The organism is Chryseobacterium balustinum (genome assembly GCF_900168205.1).
GTDB classification, from domain to species: domain Bacteria; phylum Bacteroidota; class Bacteroidia; order Flavobacteriales; family Weeksellaceae; genus Chryseobacterium; species Chryseobacterium balustinum.
Genome location: NZ_FUZE01000005.1, coordinates 150,287 through 169,210 on the forward strand (window position 1 = coordinate 150,287; position 18,924 = coordinate 169,210).

The window sequence follows — 18,924 nt, forward strand, 5'->3', positions numbered from 1 at the left end:
TTTATTTTTTGTCTGAATTAATATTTCAGCATTTCATCAATTTTCTTCGTAAGCTTTTCTGCATTTGGAAGCATTTCTTTTTCCAGAACTAAATTGATTGGAACTGCAGGTGTATCAAGTGATCCCATCGTTTCTACCGGCGCATCAAGATATTTGAAACAATTTTTAGAAATACGGTGTGCAAAAGCTTCAGCGAAAGAATTGTTGAGTTGCTCTTCCGTTAAAACGATACATTTTCCGTGTGCTTTTACTCTTTCAAAAACCAATTCTTCATCCAAAGGAATAAGGGTTCTTAAATCAATTACCTCAACTTTTCCACCAAAGTTTTTCACGGCTTCTTTAGCCCAATAAACTCCCATTCCGTAGGTAATAACAATTACAGTATTTCCTTTTTTGATTTCTTTTTCGTCTGCTTCAATTACTATTTTTCCTTTTCCGAATGGTAAAATATAGTCTTCAGCCGGCTCAATTGTTTTTGCATCTTCGGTTCCCGGAACTTTGCTCCAATATAAACCTTTATGCTCTAACATTATGACAGGATTCGGATCGTAATAAGCGGCTTTTAATAACCCTTTGAAATCGGCTGCGTTGCTAGGATAAGCGATTTTAATTCCTTTAATATTCGCTAAAATACTTTCTACACTTCCGCTGTGATAAGGTCCGCCACCGCCGTAAGCTCCGATTGGAACACGGATGATATTGCTAACAGGAAATTTACCCTGACTTAAATAACTAGATTTTGAAATTTCCGTAATCAACTGATTGATTCCCGGATAAATATAATCTGCAAATTGCACCTCAACAATCGGTTTTAAACCAACTGCGCTCATTCCGGTTGTAGAACCAATAATGTAAGCTTCCTGAATTGCTGTATTGAAAACTCGTTTGCTTCCGAATTTCTTACCTAAAGTTACTGTCTCACGGAAAACACCACCGATTCTTTCTCCAACATCCTGTCCGTACAACAGTGCTTCCGGATGTTTCCACATGATTTCCTGAATGGCATGAATGGCAGCATCTACCATTACAATTTTTTCTCCACCTTCTGGCTCACGAGTTCCTACTTCTTCTGTAATAGGAGTGGGTGCAAAAATATGTTGCATCACTGTTTCAGGCTTCGGATCTTCAGCTTTTTGAGCTCTTTCGAAAGCTTCTTCCGCTTCAAGACGAGCTTTTTTAGTGATTTGTTTTAATAATTCTTCATCAACACCAGATTCCAGCAATTGATTTCTCAAGATTTCTCCTGGATCTTTCGCTCTGTGCTTTGTTAAATCTTCTTCATCTCTATAGAATTCTCTTCTCACTCCGGAAGTATGGTGACCAATCAAAACTGTTTTTGCACAAACAACCAAAGGTTTTCTTTCTGCTCTAACAAAATCGACAGCTTTTTTCATCACTTCGAAGCTTTCAACGAAATTGGTTCCGTCAACTCGCATTCTTCCAAGACCTTCAAATCCGGCTACGAAATCATAGGCATCACAAGTTCTTGCTTCTTCTTTAGTAACCGAAATTCCCCATTCATTATCCTGAACTAAGAAAATAATAGGAAGCTGATGTAAAGCGGCAAATTGCAATGCCTCGCTCACTTCACCTTCTGTTACAGAATTGTCTCCAAGACTGCAAACTACAACAGGATTGTTTTCAAATTCTTGTAAATTAAAATCCTGAATATATTTTATTCCTTGCGCAACTCCCGCAGTAGGAATGGTCTGCATTCCTGTTGCTGAACTTTGATGAATGATTTTTGGTTTGTCTTCATCTCTGCTTGAAGGGTGAGAATAATAAGATCTACCTCCTGAAAAAGGATCGTCAGCTTTTGCTAATAATTGCAACATCAATTGATAAGGTTCAAAACCAATTCCCAAAAGAATACTTTCGTCTCTATAATAAGGCGAAACCCAGTCTTCTTTTTTTAATTGATAAGCCGTTGCCAGCTGAATTGCTTCATGACCTCTTGATGTGCTATGAACATATTTGGTAACATTTCTGTTCTCTTCATAAATATCTGCCATGGCTTTTGCAAGCATCATGTGATTGTACGCTTTAAGCAAAATATCTTTTGAAACTTTCTCGTGAAGTGTATTTTCCATAGGAAGCAAATATACATAAAAAAACAAAACACTAACAAGTGTTAGTGTTTTGCTTAAAATTGTATCTTAATTATAATTATTCTTTGATAACTTTCTTAGAAATAACGTCTTTATCGGTTTTTACTTCAATGATATAGATACCATTAGTGTAAGAAGATAAACTAATTGTTTCTTGAGCACTATTAATTACACCATTCTGTAATTTTTTACCTGATAGATCATATACGGTGTAGCTAGATCTTTTAGGTGCTTTCAATATGTTTACCACATCTTTAGTAAGAGTTGGCGCAATAACAATTCCATTTGTTGAACTTGCTACATCTTTTGTTCCTAAAACTTCAGTAAATCCTGTCACAATTATTGAATAGTTTTGAGGAGCTAAAATAGGAGTTGCAGCATTGTTAACAAGTGTTCCTTTATTAGTCACTTCTATTCTGTAAGTTCTTCCTGCAACAGGATTATTTAAAACTACTTGTTCTACATTGTCTACCGTATTGTCACCTTTTGTTGCCGGTGTCATAGGGCTTTCCGCATTAAGTTTCCAAGGGTAATAGATTGTGTTTGTTGTTGTGTCGATGATTCTTAAATCCAAATCATTGACAAGTCTTGATACCCTATTATTGTAAACATCATTTATGAACTGACTTGGGTAATTAAATTGAGGGTCGATCCAAGAAATTGTAACTTTTAATGGCTCAGAACCTGAAGCTTTGACAGTTTTACTATTTAAAACACCACTTGTTAAAGTTTCATTATTAAATATTACTGAGTTGTTTGATTTTCCAACTAACAGCTCAGCACCTTTTTGAGCATTGATAAAGCCCCATCCAAAATGTGGGTCTGGTCCAACATTCCCTGCCTCTGAAGCTGAATGAATCATTAAAGTTTTAGCTGAAGAAGCATTTAGTTCTGCATTATTGAAAAGCTGTTTATTGATTTGCGTCCATAATCCAATAATTCCGGTAACTACAGGGGCTGAAAAAGATGTACCGTTTCCTCCTGCCCAGCCTGTTGCCCCAGTAGAATCAGTTGAAGGATAATAAACACTAGTTCCTACTGTTGAAATATCAGGTTTGATGCCGCCATCATCTCTAGGTCCTGCGCTGCTGTAAGATGAGCGTATCACATCACTTGGTTGTGTGTATTTGAAGTTATTAGTGGAGATAATGTTTGTGGCACCAACTACAATAATGTTTTTCGCCAATGAACCTGGACCAATACAATCAAAGCCTTGTGCACAGTTATCTATAGGGAGAGTTGCAGCTGCAGGAAACTGAATCCACCCATTTGAACCTCTGTAATATTTTGGTGCTGTACCAGCAGAAGCATTTGGCCCCATTCCAAAATAGTTACCAGATGATTTTACCATAATATATGATGGGTTATTGTAAACAATTTCATCATAATTATAATCATTGCTCCAATATGTCCCATTATAGTCATATATGATTTCGTTTTGATAACCACCATTCCAATAGTAACCTGTAACAGGATAAGGATAAACCGTACTATTGGTTTCGCTCCATCCAGAATTTACGCCGTATGAATGATTTGAGATTTTTGGTTGAGCAATCAGTATTTTATCAAATACTGTACTTGGGGCTAAGTTATTAGGAGCTGGCAAGGTAGTTTCGGCAAACCTATAGTTATCCATAATTGAGTTGATAGCCACACCTTTAGTGTTAGCAACAAAGACAGGTGGTGTTCCAGTGGATAAATTTACACTCTTAGAACCAATGAATCCAGAAACACCTGTAGCATGGTCAGAATATGGCTGACTTGTAGTTTCTTTATTGTTAATTCTAGCTACATTATTTGTAGTGTTGTTAAATGCCTCATGGTTTTCTGCCGCCCTTCCACCATCAAAAACAGTATACTTAATGCCTTCACCATTAAATAAACCCGATAGCCCAGTAACAGTTCCAGCATTTAAAACATCAGCATTTGAATTTGAAACTTGTCTTGTATCTTCTTCTTGATAGAAATAGGGTTGGTCAAAGTAAAAACCTGCCAAGTTAGCTTTCTGGGACTCAATTTCTCTCAATATTTCAGGAGATTTTTCTGCTCCATATTTTTTAGCTACGTAAGATTCAAATTTTTTGTTATTTTCTTGTTTTTGCGATTCAAGTCTTCTTTTTAAAGCATCATTGTTTTGTGCACTTATTAAGCTAAAAGCTAAAGTACCAATTAAAAGTAAATGTTTTTTCATGATAGATTATAAAAAATTAATTACACGACTAGGAATAGCAAATATATGAATTAATAATTTTTTTTGAATGGAATTATTAAATTAGTAAAAAGACATTTACTTTCTATGTTAAAAGTAGAATTTTTACGACACCTCTTGTGATGTTTAAAATCGAGTAGTTTCAGCTATTGAAACTTATCTAGAAAAATTATAAAAATTGAAGTAACTTTACATTCTCTTTTTAATTTAAAAAAGCTACATGTATTTAGTTTTTGATACCGAAACCACTGGTTTACCGAAAAATTTTAACGCTCCATTATCAGATTCAGACAACTGGCCAAGAATGGTGCAGATTGCTTGGCAATTGCATGATGATGAGGGTAATCTATTAGAAAATCAGGATTATATTATAAAGCCGGAAGGATATGATATACCCTTTAATGCCGCAAGAATTCATGGGATTACTACCAAAATTGCCAATGAAGAAGGTCGCGATCTTGAAGAAATTTTAAATGAATTTGCTGAAGTTTTAGAAAGGGTAAGGGTTGTTTCCGGACACAATGTTGAGTTTGATTACAATATTGTAGGTGCTGAATTTTTTAGAAAAAACATTCAAGATAACCTTCAGGAAAAGCCAAAAGCTGATACCATGATTCTAGGGACAAATTATTGTCAGCTAGGTGGTGGAAGAGGAGGTCGATATAAGTCTCCTAAACTAGAGGAGTTATATGAAAAATTGTATGGACACAAATTTGACGAAGCGCACAACGCAGCAGCCGATGTAAATGCGACCGCTCAGGTTTTCTTCGAAATGATGCGTATCGGGATTATTCCTGCTGAGGTTTTAAAAACTTCTGAAGATCAGCTGGCATATTTTAAAACGCTACATCCAAATCCTATTAAGCCTTTTGGAATTGTTATCAGGAGACAGGTTGCTGATTTTAATAATAAGAAAAAGCAGACTGATGTAGGAAGTATTGATGATATTGATTTAGGAAGATATTTTAATTTTGATAATCACAGTGTTTTTTCAACTTTAACGGCGACTTCAAGTATTAATGACTTAATAAAGAAAGCTTCAGAAGAAAATTTTCCAGCGGTCGGAATGGTCGATTTGGGAAATATGATGGGAGCTTTTAAGTTTGTTTCTGCTGTTGAATCTGCCAATTCCGATCGTTCAAAAAAACACAAAGAATTTTTAACAAAAAAACAGGAGGCAGAAGAAAATGCAACGGAATTCAACGAAAGTGAACCTGTTTCTGAACCATTAATTCCCGTTGTAGGTTGTGAGTTTTATATTTCAGATCGATACGAACAGAAACAATTTACAAAAGACGATCCCGACAGAAGAACGCAGGTGGTTTTGTTGGCGAAAGATTTTAATGGATATAAAAATTTAGCTAAGCTTTCAAGTATTGGTTTCCTTAAAGGATTTTATTTTGGAGTCCCCAGGATTAGCCGTGAGGTGATTGCGGAATATAAAGAAGGTTTAATTGCTCTTACTTCTGGCATTATGGGTGATATTCCTGATGCTATTTTAAATACCGGTGAACAAAAAGGAGAAGAACTTTTCAAATGGTGGAAAGATACTTTTGAGGATGATTTTTATGTTCAGATTCAAAATCATCAACTTCCTGAAGAAGAACATTTGAATGATGTTTTATTACATTTTGCAGATAAATATAATGTTAAAATTTTAGCACAAAATCAAACGTATTATACCAATAAAGATGATTCTAATATTCAGGACATTGTAAGCTGCATTAAAGATGGTGAAAAGCAGACAACACCCATTGGGAAAGGTTTTGGTAAAAGACGAGGCTTGGGGACGAAGGAATATTATATTAAAAATTCGCATGAGATAAAAGAAGCTTTTTTGGCTTATCCCGATGCGTTTGATGCATATGAAGAGTTTACTGCAAAATTTAAACCTTATACTTTAAAAAGAGACGTTTTACTTCCGAAATTTGATATTCCTGAAGAATTTATTCATGCGGAAGACGAAATTGATGGCGGAAAACGTGGTGAAATGGCTTATTTAACGCATCTTACCTATGAAGGAGCCAGAAAAAGATATGTTGAAACCGGAATTACCGATGAAATCAAAGAACGTTTAGATTTCGAGCTTGAAGTAGTTGCCAATACGGGTTACCCAGGTTACTTTTTAATTGTACAGGATTTCTGTAACGAAGCCAGAAAAATGGGAGTTTGGGTTGGTCCTGGCCGTGGTTCCGCAGCTGGTTCTGCAGTCGCGTATTGTACCGGGATCACCAATGTGGATCCTATTAAATATGATCTGCTTTTTGAGAGATTCTTAAATCCTGAAAGGGTTTCGATGCCCGATATTGATATCGATTTTGATGATGAAGGTCGAGATAAGATTATTAAATGGGTTGTTGAAAAATATGGTAAAAATCAGGTTGCGCAGATTATTACATACTCAGTTTTGGGAGGCAAATCTGCGATTAAAGATGCAGGAAGGGTTTTAGATCTGCCGATTCCGGATACTATTAATATTACAAAATTAATTCCCCCAAGTCCGGGGATGAATATTGCTAAAGCATTAGCGAAATACGATAAATTAAAACCTGAAGAACAGATGCTTGTCGATGAGATGAAGTATGTTCTTAATACACCTGATGATGCACGTCACAACGTTTTGTCGAGTGCAAAAAAGATGGAAGGCTGTATACGAAATACAGGGATTCACGCTTGTGGAGTAATTATTACGCCTGAAGATGTGAGTAATATTATTCCGGTAACGATTGCTGCAAAAGATGCTGATATTTTGGTCTCGCAATTTGATAACTCAGTGGCGGAAAGTGCCGGTCTTTTGAAGATGGACTTTTTGGGTCTTCGAACATTGACGATTATTAAAGATGCTTTAAAAATAATTAAAGCAAGACATGGAGTTGATATCAATCCAGATACTATTCCATTGGATGATACTAAAACGTATCAATTATTTAAAGAGGGTAGAACGGTCGGAATTTTCCAATATGAAAGTCCGGGAATGCAGAAATACATGAGAGAGCTTAAACCAACGGTTTTTGCCGACTTAATTGCCATGAATGCGTTATACAGACCAGGTCCGATTAAATATATTCCAAACTTTATCAACAGAAAACATGGGATTGAAGAAATTGTTTATGATTTGGAAGAAACCAAAGAACATCTTCAAGAAACCTATGGAATCACGGTTTACCAGGAGCAGGTAATGTTGCTGTCTCAAAAATTAGCCAACTTTACCAAGGGGGAAGCTGATACTTTGAGAAAAGCAATGGGTAAAAAACAGATTGAGGTTCTGAACAAAATGTACCCTAAATTCATTGAAGGCGGTAGAAAAAACAACCTTAACGAAGAAAGATTAGAAAAAATATGGAATGACTGGAAAGCCTTTGCAGAATATGCTTTCAACAAATCTCACTCCACTTGTTATGCGTTAATTGCTTATCAAACAGCATATTTAAAGGCTAATTATCCTGCAGAATATATGGCAAGTGTAATGAGTAACAACATTAACAATACCGAATCTATTACGATGTTCATGGAAGATTGTAAAAGTATAGGGGTGGATGTTTTAGGACCTGATGTGAATGAATCGCAGTATAAATTTTCTGTAAATGAAAAAGGGCAGATTCGTTTTGGGTTGGGCGCAATAAAAGGTATTGGTGAAGGTCCGAGTGAAGGAATTACCAAAGAAAGAACCAACGGAAGATTTAAAAATATTTATGATTTCTTTGAACGGATTTTGCCTTCTCAAATGAATAAAAGAGTGGCAGAAAGTTTGGTTGTCGCAGGGGCTTTTGACGAATTAGATTCTTTCCATAGAGGTCAGTATTTTGATATAGATATGTCGGGTAAAACCAATTTGGAGCGATTAATAAGATACGGACAAAGTTTTCAGGAGAGTAAAAACGAAATGGAGTATTCTCTTTTTGCTGATTTCGCGGATGAGGTTCAGATTGAGCAACCCAAATTGGCACCTTGTCCGGAATGGCCAAACATGCATAAATTAAATAAGGAAAAAGAAACCATTGGGTTTTATCTTTCTGCGCATCCTTTGGATGAGTTTAAATTTCAGTATCAATTTATGCAGGGCAGTTTATCTAAAAAATCTGTTTTGGAAAAAGAGGATGAAACAAAAGTGGTCACCGACGATACTCCTGTTTTAGAAAAAGATTCTGTAGATGAAGTAGCAGATTTAATAGAAATAGTTTCGGATGATATCGTTGCGGGTGAGGAAGAAATGGTTATTGAAGAAGTCACCAAAAAAGCTGAGCCTAAAGGTGTTTTCGGATTTTTAAATCTCGATGAGGTAGATGCTTATAAGGAACAGGCTTTTGCCAATAAGCAGGAAGAATTGTTTGAAGAAAAGAAGAAAGACTGGAAAACACTGCAGAAAGAAAGAGAAAACGGCGGTGGCGGAAAAGAGTATACTGTGGCAGGGTTGATTACAGAATATGTTGTAAAGGATGGTTTTAGAAGTGGCGAAAAAGTGGCTTTTGTTACTTTAGAAGATTATTCGGGGTCGTATTCTTTCAGACTGGGAGATCGCGATTATATGAAACTAAAAGAAAAACTCGAAGTGCAGCGTTTTGTTATTTTAAAAATAAAATTTGCGCAGGTAAAAGACGGTAGGGTATTTGTCAACGTGAATGAAGTGATTGAATTGCAAGAAGCTTTTGAAAAATTTGCCAAAAGTATCTCTTTGGTTATGGATGTGATGGATTTCCGAAGTGAAGACCTTAGTTTCTTTAAAAATATTCTGAATGAAAATCAAGGAAATCAAAAGTTTAAATTTTACATTAAAAATATTGAAGATGATTCTCATATAGAAGTTCAATCGATGAAACATTCGGTAAATCTTAACGGAGATTTAATTAAGAATATTCAACTTCTTAATAAATATGAGTTTTACTTGAATTGATATTCGCAGATTAATAATATTAAAAGTCGTAATCTAAACCAGATTGCGACTTTTTTATGGAATTTCTTTATTGAATTGAAATTTTCATTGTTAGACCGTATTTTTTTATTGCATTTATTATTGTTAAATTAGGGATTGGCTTATTTTGTTAAGTTATTGTTGTTGAGTTGTTTGTGGTTGTTTTAAATGGTGTGGTGGTGCAGTGTAATTAAATGTTTGTTTAAAGATATTTCATTTATTTAGCTTTATTGTTAGTTTGTTTTTAAAAATTTAACATTTTTTTTGAATTGTAATGTTAATATTTATTAATTTTAGCCTCTAATTTTAATTCAACTGAATATGAGAAAATTTTTATTGATGTGCATGGTAGCTCTGGGAATGAGTGTAGATGCGCAGATTACTGTAGGAAGCGGTAATACTACCACAGGTGTGGTACCGTGGAATGCCAATTATGGATATTCTTACCAGCAAATGATTTATCCCCAATCTTCAATAACTGTTGGGGGGACAATAACATCACTAAACTTTACGAGTGCGGGTACTATCCCTACAACATCTACTGGCGCAACACCTAATACACCTCAGGCTGCTAATAGTAGTTTTAAAGTGTATATAGGTCATACAACGAAGGCAACATTTGGATCGGCTACAGACTGGGAGCCACTTTCTAACCTTACTTTAGTCTATGATGGTACATTAACAATGCCAACAACTAGTGGGCAAGATTTAACAATACCGCTAACAACTCCCTTTGCGTATAATAATACGGATAATTTAGTAGTGGCAATTCACGAATATTCTCCTGGGTATGCTAGTTATAGTTGGCTTGGAAGCACAGGACAGACAGATATGAATATCTATCTTAGAAGTGATAGTACTAATCCTAATCCTGTTTCACCAACTTCTGGTACAAGAGGGTCAGTAACAGCAAAAGTAGTTTTAGGAGGATTGGTTGCGACAACTGCGCCGGCTTGTTCTGTAATAAGCGCCCCTGCTAATGCTTCAACGAGTGTTTCTATTACCCCTACATTGTCTTGGTCACAAAGCCCATTAGCTAGCAGTTATGAAATTGCTATAGGAACTACACCTGGAAGCGCAAATGTAATGCCACTTACTAATGTCGGAAATGTGCTTACTTATACACTGCCGGCTGCAAATGCTTTAGCATACAGCTCATCATATTACTTAACTGTTTATCCTAAAAATGCTATTGGATCGGCAACAGGTTGTACATCTAATATGTTTACAACCGTGGTAATTCCTTGTCCATCAGTATCTGCACCAACTGGTTCTGCTACTGCGGTGTCTTTAACTCCTGCTTTTACTTGGTCAGCCGTTACAGGAGCTACAGGATATAAATTATCAATCGGTACAACGGCTGGAGCTACAGATATTTTGAATAACTCTGATCTTGGGAATGTATTAACTTATACATATGCTCAAGCACCGACATTAAATTACAATACTAAATATTATTATACATTAAATTCTTATAGCGCTTCATCTAACTCTACGGGTTGTAGTGAAAGAAATTTTACAACGAAAACATTATGTCCATCTGTTACTGCTCCAGCCTCTAGTGCTACTGGAGTCTCGATAGCACCTACTTTTACTTGGACTGCAAATACAGATGCTACTGGCTATAGAATTTCTATCGGAACTACAGCAGGGGCGACTGATATTTTAAACAATGTTGATGTAGGTAATGTTTTAACTTATATTTATAATGGTACTGCTTTAAGCTATAACACTAAATATTTTTATACGGTAAATGCTTATAATGGTGCTATTGCTTCTATGGGTTGTACTGAAAGAAATTTTACAACAAAAACATTATGTCCATCAGTTACTGCTCCGGCTTCTAATGCAACTGGAGTTTCAATAACACCTACTTTTACTTGGACCGCAAATACTGATGCTACTGGCTATAGAATTTCTATTGGAACCACTGCAGGCGCTACTAATATTTTGAATAATGTAGATGTAGGAAGTGTTTTAACATATACACTACCAACATCCTTAGCTTATGGTGTGAAATATTTCTATACCATTAATGCTTATAATGCAACTGCTACTTCGGTGGGTTGTACAGAAAGAAGTTTTACAACGCTTACTTTATGTCCTACGGTGAGTGCTCCTGCATCTAATGCGGCTGGAGTATCTGTAACACCAACATTTACTTGGGCTGCGGTAAATAACGTAACAGGTTATAGAATTTCTATAGGTACTACATCGGGAGGAACTGATGTTTTGAATTTATTTGATGTTGGTAATGTTCTTACTTACACGCTTCCTACACCATTAAACAATTCTACTCAATACTATTACACAATTGTTGGTTATGTCGGAACTCAAGCTTCTTCTGGGTGTTCTGAAAGAAGTTTCTCTACGGTTTGTTCATCAACAAATGTACCTTATACATTAGATTTTGAAAGTGTAACAACTCCTTCTCTACCGCTTTGTACTGCTGTATTAAATGCGGGTTCAGGAAATGCATGGAAGACAGCAACAGCCCCTACAGGTGTAGGTTTTACTGGTAAGGCGCTCAACTATTCATATAACAGTAGTAATGCTGCAAATACTTGGTTTTTTACACAAGGGATTAATTTAACGGCTGGAGTTAGTTATAGAATTAAATATAAATACGCTAATTCTTCGGGAACAAATCAGTTTTTAGAAAAGTTAAAGGTGGCTTATGGAAGTGCTGCAACTGTAGCGGGAATGACTAATGTACTTGCTGCTCATGAGACTACCACTGGTGCTCCGGCACTTCCTGCTGGAACAACAATTAGCTCAGCCAATCCAACAGATGGTTTCTATACACTAGGTAATGCTACATCTAACTTTGTAGATTTTACGCCAACTTCAACAGGCGTGTATTATTTTGGTTTTAATGCATATTCTGTTAAAGACATGAACCAGATTTATGTGGATGATATTAATATCGATGTTACTCCTACTTGTTTTGAACCTACTTCTGTAACTGTTGCTTTAGCTTCAATTACAGCATCAGGTGCAAGTGTATCGTGGGGTGCTCCTTCTGTTGTTCCTGGTAATGGTTATGAAGTTTATTATAGCACCTCTAACGTGGCTCCTAATACTTCAACTGTACTGAATTCTAGTAATTCTACGGTTTCATCTTCGACCTCAGTTCCTTTGGTAGGTTTAGCTTCGGCAACAAATTATTATGTATGGGTGAGATCAGTTTGTGGAGCAAATGACAAGAGTATATGGTCAACTTCTACTACGTTCAAAACTTTGTGCACGGCATTTAATGCACCATTTACTGAGAATTTCAATTCGGGAAGTCTTGCTAATTGTTGGTCTACATACAGTACAAATAATACAGGTTATGCTCTTTGGCAATTTGGTAGCTCTACTCAAGATTACGGTACTACTTATAGTGCTGCTGGTCAAAATAATACTGCCGGTCAGTTTGCTTACGTAGATGCATCTGATCCGTATACAGGTGCAAGTGTACACGATGTAACTTTAGTTTCACCAACGGTAAACCTAGCGGGTCTTTCTGTTCCTACATTAGAATTCAGATGGTTTAAAAATCATGGTGCTGAAGTGAATCCTACAAGTCAGCCTGCTTATGATAATAATAAGTTGACGGTGGAAGTGATGGATGTAGCTACCTCTACTTGGCAAGCTGTATTTACAAGTACTTCTAATGCGGCAACATGGAGAACAGAGACTATCGCTCTACCTAGTTCATATGTTGGAAAAACGATACAAGTGAGATTTGTGGTTGATAAAAATGTTGCTGGAAACGGATATTTTTACGATAATGTGTTGCTTGATGACGTTAGTTTAAAAGAAGGGACAAATTTAGCAACAGCTGAAATTAAAATTGATAAAAATAACATCAAAGTTTATCCAAACCCATTCACTGATATTCTTAACATCTCAGATGTAAGCAATGTGAAATCTATTTCTGTAGTAGATATATCAGGTAAATTGGTTAAAACTTTTGATAAGCCAGAGTCTGCTCTTCATTTAGGAGGATTAAATTCAGGAATGTATTTAGTTGTTCTGAACATGAAAGATGGTTCTAAGCAAACTATAAAAGCAATTAAAAAATAATTTATTTTAAATTTCTTTAGAGAGGCTGGTCGATTGATCAGCCTCTTTTTTTAATTACTAAGGTGATGAAGTTGAAAATAATCAAATGCAATTATTAGATTTGATTGTATTTCTAAATTATACAATATAAATAGCGGGATAAAAGTGCTTTTATTGCGTAGTTTTTAAATGTTATATTACTATTTAAAAATGATAATTATTGTATTTGTTTGAGTTTTTGTTATTTATTGTTGTTGTTTATTGTTGAAATATTGTAAATTGTTGCTTCTTTAACAAAATAACTATATTAATTATGAAAATTTTATTATTAACTTTATTTGGTTTAATTTCAAGCAGTATGTTTTCACAAACATATTGTACACCCGCTTTTTTAAGTGGTTGCGATGAAGGAGATCAAATTGATAGTTTTGAAATTCCTGGAGCTTCCTTTAGTCATTTAAATACAGGATGTTCTAATGGCGCGTATGGAGACTTTACCTCGCAATCTATTAACATGAATGCGGGAGTGGATTATTCATTCTCAATTAGTCATGGCTATGGGTCTCAAAATGTGAAAATTTGGATTGATTATAATAATGATGGAATATTTACAAATGCAGCTCCTGAATTAGTTGCTACTGCTTCAAGCGTGACTCAAGGTGGTGTGTATACAACAAATGGGAGTATCTCTATTCTTTCAACGGTATCATCAGGTACTTATAGAATGCGTGTTGCAGATCGATTTAATACTGAGCCAGATCCCTGTAATGCAGATGGGTTTGGGGAAGCTCATGATTATACGCTTGTAATAGGTGCGGCTCCAAGTTGCTTAGCTCCTACAAACTTATCAATATCTGCTGTTACTGCCTATGCTTCAAATCTTTCTTGGACCGCTTCTTCGAGTACCCCGGGAGTTGGATATGAGTATTATCTGTCTACTTCAGCGACATCTCCATTGAGTACGGCTGTTGCAACTGGAGTTGTTGCAAATCCAAATATTAGTACTCCTTTATCTAATTTATCACCTTTTACAACTTATTATGTTTGGGTAAGGTCAGTTTGTTCTACTGTTTCTAAGAGTGCGTGGTCTGCATTTGCTACTTTTACAACTTTGTGTGGAGTAATAACGCCAAATTTCACTTTTGATTTTTCTTCGGGAATTAACGATTGTTGGGAGGAAGCGAATAGTGGAACTCCTTCTACCACTCCTTCAGGAACCTATTCAGACTGGTACGAAAAAGCATTTTTGAATGATGTCAACGCTACAGGTGGAGCAATGGCTGTAAATCTTTATACAAGTTCATGGGATCCCTTAACGTTTGATTCTTGGTTAATTACTCCAGGATTTAATCTTTCTGCAGGAGGGTATCGTGTAAAATTCGATTATGGCTTAACTGAATATGGGGATGAGACGCCTGGTTCTTTTGGTTCAGATGATATTGTTCAATTTGTTGTTTCTCAGGATGGAGGAGCTACATGGACTGTATTGCAGACTTGGACTGCTTCAAGTAATGTATCTAATAATTCAACTCAGTATTCATATGATTTAACTTCTTATACAGGAGCGAATACTAAGTTCGGTTTTTATGCGACAAATGGTGCTGTAGCAGATTCTGAAGATGTAGAATTTTTTATAGATAATTTTGTTATTGAGCAACTTACATTATCAACAAACGAGGCAGTGATTAAGAAGAATAATATCAAAGCGTATCCAAATCCATTTGCTGATGTCTTGAATATTTCAGATGCGAGCAATGTGAAATCTATCTCTGTGATGGATGTTGCAGGTAGAGTTGTGAAAAGTTTTGATAAGCCAGAATCTACTCTTCATTTAGGAGGATTAAATTCAGGAATGTATTTAGTTGTTCTGAATATGAAAGATGGTTCTAAGCAAACAATTAAAGCGATTAAAAAATAATAATCTTTAATTAATAGTATTTAGATAGCGGCTTTAATGGCCGCTATTTTTTTTAAAATGAAATTGAATGTAGTAGAGTTAAAAACAATAAAATACAAATATTTGGTTTAATTATATTTTAAAATTATGGATGTAAACTATTTAAAATAATTGTTATTTCCCTTACGCTTGATAAATATGAATAATTTAATAGATTTATTCTTTTGTTGCTTTAATTAAAATAGATTTAGTGAATTATTATTTATTTTACATTAAAAAGTATTAATTTAGTATATAATTAATAAAATGTTTTGTTGTGGGAAAAATTTTATTCACGTGTATGATGTTATTGGGAATAATGTCATCAGCACAAATCTCTTACACGTACGGATGGGAACCTACTGGCGACGGATCTTGGACTTCTAGCGGGTCGGGTTCATTTAGTAGGTCAACAACTACACCATGTGGTGGAACAGCAGGCATGAGAGCTAATAATTATTATAATTATTCTTCTTATTTAGTATCTCCGGCATTAATAGGAACAAATGGCGGGGATTTAAATGTGAGTTTTGCTTATAAGGTCACCGAATATTCTAGCAATGATACAGGTGTTTCGTTAGCAGATTTTGGTGTCATAAAATTAGAGTGGGCAACTTCAGCAACAGGACCATGGACGACGGCTTATACAATAGATAATACAAGCCATGTGGTATCTGCTTCTTGTGCTACTAAGTCAACTACTATTACTGGTTTACCGGGTTCTGGAAATTTGTTTATTAGATTTGAAGCAAAATCTGGGCTCGATTCATCAGATAACTATGTTTATTTTGATGATATTAATGTAACTCAAGGTGCTGCACCATCTTGTCCTAGCCCAGGTTCTGCAGTCTTAACTTCTTTTACAACTAGTTCAGCTGCTCTTTCTTGGGCTGCCCCGCCTACGGCACCTGCAAATGGATACCAGGTTTATTACAGCACTACAAATACAGCACCTACATCTTCTACAGTGTTGAATGCTACAAACTCTGTATCTTCATCTACAGCTACGGCAAATATTCCAGGTCTATCTCCTAATACAGCATATTATACTTGGGTAAGATCATCTTGCTCTTCTGCAGATAATAGTATTTGGATAGGTCCTGTAAATATTTACACAGGGTACTGTTTGCCTTCTACCACAAATCAAGATTCTTGGATTTCAGATTTCACATCTACAGGAGCTGCTACTAATATGGCTTATTCTTCTCCTGTTGGTGGAACAGGAGGTTATCAGAATTTAACGGCTAATTTAAAAATTGCAAACTATGCAGGAAGTGTAACTCCAATTTCTTTAACTGCAGGTGGGCCTACTGTAGGTTTTGCGGTTTGGGTTGATTGGAATAATAATTTGACTTTCGAAGCGTCTGAAATTGTATATGCTACAACTTCTTATACTACGACTACTTCTGGTGCTTCTATCACAGTTCCTTCAGGTACAGCATTAGGGAATTATAGAATGAGAGTGGTTACAAATTATAACAATAGTGCACCTTCTAATCCTTGTGAGGTGTTCGCAAGAGGTGAGTATATTGATTTTACATTTGAAGTGACGGCAGTTCCGTCATGTTTGGTTCCTGCTACAGTAACATCTTCTGCCGTAACAAGTAACTCTGCTACAATTTCTTGGACAGCTCCTACGCCAGCTCCGGCTAATGGATATGAGTATTATTATTCTACAACTAATACAACTCCTAATTTAGGGACTGTAATTACAGGTACATCACAGCCTTTAAGTCCGCTTGCACCACTTACCACTTATTATTATTGGGTAAGATCAGTATGTTCTTCAAGTTCTGTGAGCACTTGGGCTACAGGTTCATTTACTACATTAGCTACGCCGCCTGCGAATGATGCTTGTTCTTCAGCAACTGCATTAACTCCGGGAATGAACTTTACTCAGAATCCTTTAACGGGAACAACTATTGGTTCTACAAATACACCGGCCTTAACAGCTAGTTGTTTATTCACACCAACTAATGTGGGTGGAAACGTTTGGTATTCTGTGGTAGTTCCTTTATCTGGAAGTTTAACTATTGAAACAGATGCTGTTGCGGGGTCTCCACTTGCTGATACGGTTGTATCTGTATTTGCAGATTGCACATCTACTACATCTATAGCGTGTAATGATGATGATGGAAATGGTAATTTTTCTAAAATATCGTTAACAGGGCAAATTCCGGGAGCTACATTGTATGTAAGTGTATGGAGGTATTCTACGGCTACAGATGGAACGTTCCAGATTTCTGCTTATGATGCGAGTTTATCAACATCAGAAAATGGTAAGACTAAAAATGATATTAAGGCTTATCCAAACCCATTTGCTAATGTCTTGAATATTTCTGATGTTTCAAATGTAAAATCTATTTCTGTATTAGATATTGCGGGTAGAACAGTGAAAACGTTTGATAAGCCAGAGTTTACTCTTCATTTAGGAGGATTAAATTCAGGAATGTATTTAGTTGTTCTGAATATGAAAGATGGTTCTAAGCAAACAATTAAAGCAATTAAAAAATAATTTATTTTAAATTTATTTACAACAAGAGACCTGTCATTGACAGATCTCTTGTTTGACAAATAATCTTAAGGACTAATCAGAAAAAAGGCTTCCCGTTTTTGGAAAGCCTTTTTTATTTTGTGCAATTTTAATTATCTGGAGATACCGGTTTGATGTCTCCCGTATTCATAAGGTCAAAAACTGTCGGGAAAAATAAAACGAGAATAAAATAAATAATAATCATTAATACAATTAAAGCAAATAGAATAAGAACTAAGCTATTGGGTCTGTTTTTCTTTTGTGGTTCCATGATTTTGTCGATTTTAGTTGATAGATTATTTGGTATATAATCTATTAAGCCAATTTCTTGCCACATTGTTTGCAGTACCTTGCATCATCGTCAATATCTTCGTTTCCGCAACGTTCACAAGTTAATTCGAGGTTTTGTCTTTTGTTTCTCATTTCGGCTGTTACAATACCTGTAGGAACAGCAATAATAGAATAACCGGCAAGCATTAAAATAACGGCAAAAAACTTACCTGTAGGTGTAATTGGGGAAACATCACCATAACCCACCGTAGTTACCGTTACTACTGCCCAGTAAATAGATTGTGGAATGGTTTCAAAGCCAGGTCTGCCGCCTTCCACCATAAACATCAAAGAGCCAACGATTACAGAAAAAATAATTAAAAATAAAAGGAAAATATAGATCTTTCTTGAGCTATTTCTTAAAGCACGTACAATCACAGAGCCATCATTCATGAAATCTAACAGATTGAAAACCCTGAAAACACGCAGCATTCTAAGCATTCTGAAAATCAGAAAATATTTGGTAACAGGAAAAAAGAAACTCAAGTAAAACGGAACCAACGAAAGAAAATCAATAATTCCGAAAAAACTGAAGATGTAATTTTTTTTATTTTTTAAAACAGCAATCCTAGCCCAGTATTCTGCAGTGAAAATTACAGAAATAATCCATTCTGAGACGATAAAATAAACATGGTATTTTTTATCAAGCTTAGGCACACTTTCCATCATGATAATGAAAGTACTTACTAAAATAAGTGATAGAAGTGTAATATCAAACAGTTTTCCGAGTTTTGTATCTGCTCGGTAAATAATACGGTACAGAAATCTTTTCCAAAGTTTGTCTCCCGGAATAAGATTGTGTTCTCTTTCCATAATGTGTTTTTTATTTTAAATAAATTATAACTAATT

General features: G+C 35.5%; 8 protein-coding genes. 4 read left to right on the forward strand and 4 right to left on the reverse strand.

The annotated features are described in order from the left end of the window. Positions 1-17: 17 nt before the first annotated feature. Both B5X64_RS08905 and B5X64_RS08910 read right to left on the reverse strand, forming a co-directional pair. On the reverse strand, positions 18-2,090 hold the full coding sequence (locus B5X64_RS08905) for an alpha-ketoacid dehydrogenase subunit alpha/beta (RefSeq protein WP_079464890.1): 2,073 nt from the start codon (positions 2,088-2,090) through the stop codon (positions 18-20). A 76-nt stretch (positions 2,091-2,166) separates the two neighbouring features. Further along, a complete protein-coding gene (locus B5X64_RS08910; RefSeq protein WP_079464891.1) occupies positions 2,167-4,299 on the reverse strand; it encodes a S8 family peptidase in 2,133 nt (710 codons plus the stop codon). 238 nt (positions 4,300-4,537) lie between these two features. Between B5X64_RS08910 and dnaE the strand changes: the two genes are divergently transcribed. From dnaE to B5X64_RS08930, 4 genes are all read left to right on the forward strand, one after another. Beyond that, positions 4,538-9,208 (forward strand): DNA polymerase III subunit alpha, encoded by a 4,671-nt coding sequence (dnaE, locus tag B5X64_RS08915; RefSeq protein ID WP_079464892.1) that lies wholly within the window; start codon positions 4,538-4,540, stop codon positions 9,206-9,208. A 339-nt stretch (positions 9,209-9,547) separates the two neighbouring features. Beyond that, positions 9,548-13,297 (forward strand): T9SS type A sorting domain-containing protein, encoded by a 3,750-nt coding sequence (locus B5X64_RS08920; RefSeq protein ID WP_079464893.1) that lies wholly within the window; start codon positions 9,548-9,550, stop codon positions 13,295-13,297. A gap of 292 nt (positions 13,298-13,589) precedes the next feature. Further along, entirely contained in the window at positions 13,590-15,194 is a 1,605-nt protein-coding gene (locus tag B5X64_RS08925) for a GEVED domain-containing protein (RefSeq protein WP_079464894.1), read from the forward strand. Positions 15,195-15,489: 295 nt separating this feature from the next. After that, positions 15,490-17,727, forward strand: coding sequence for a GEVED domain-containing protein (locus B5X64_RS08930; RefSeq protein WP_123920920.1), 2,238 nt, complete (start codon positions 15,490-15,492; stop codon positions 17,725-17,727). Positions 17,728-17,854: 127 nt separating this feature from the next. Here B5X64_RS08930 and B5X64_RS22785 read toward each other — a convergent pair whose 3' ends face one another. Beyond that, a complete protein-coding gene (locus B5X64_RS22785) occupies positions 17,855-18,016 on the reverse strand; it encodes a hypothetical protein (RefSeq protein ID WP_164463439.1) in 162 nt (53 codons plus the stop codon). A gap of 44 nt (positions 18,017-18,060) precedes the next feature. Further along, positions 18,061-18,888 (reverse strand): ion transporter, encoded by an 828-nt coding sequence (locus B5X64_RS08940; RefSeq protein ID WP_079464897.1) that lies wholly within the window; start codon positions 18,886-18,888, stop codon positions 18,061-18,063. Positions 18,889-18,924 lie beyond the last annotated feature (36 nt).

Excerpts from the sequence above, each read along its gene's own strand:
- B5X64_RS08905 (WP_079464890.1), bottom strand. The coding sequence starts at position 2,090 with ATGGAAAATACACTTCACGAGAAAGTTTCAAAAGATATTTTGCTTAAA.
- B5X64_RS08910 (WP_079464891.1), bottom strand. The coding sequence starts at position 4,299 with ATGAAAAAACATTTACTTTTAATTGGTACTTTAGCTTTTAGCTTAATA.
- dnaE (WP_079464892.1), top strand. The coding sequence starts at position 4,538 with ATGTATTTAGTTTTTGATACCGAAACCACTGGTTTACCGAAAAATTTT.
- B5X64_RS08920 (WP_079464893.1), top strand. The coding sequence starts at position 9,548 with ATGAGAAAATTTTTATTGATGTGCATGGTAGCTCTGGGAATGAGTGTA.
- B5X64_RS08925 (WP_079464894.1), top strand. The coding sequence starts at position 13,590 with ATGAAAATTTTATTATTAACTTTATTTGGTTTAATTTCAAGCAGTATG.
- B5X64_RS22785 (WP_164463439.1), bottom strand. The coding sequence starts at position 18,016 with ATGGAACCACAAAAGAAAAACAGACCCAATAGCTTAGTTCTTATTCTA.
- B5X64_RS08940 (WP_079464897.1), bottom strand. The coding sequence starts at position 18,888 with ATGGAAAGAGAACACAATCTTATTCCGGGAGACAAACTTTGGAAAAGA.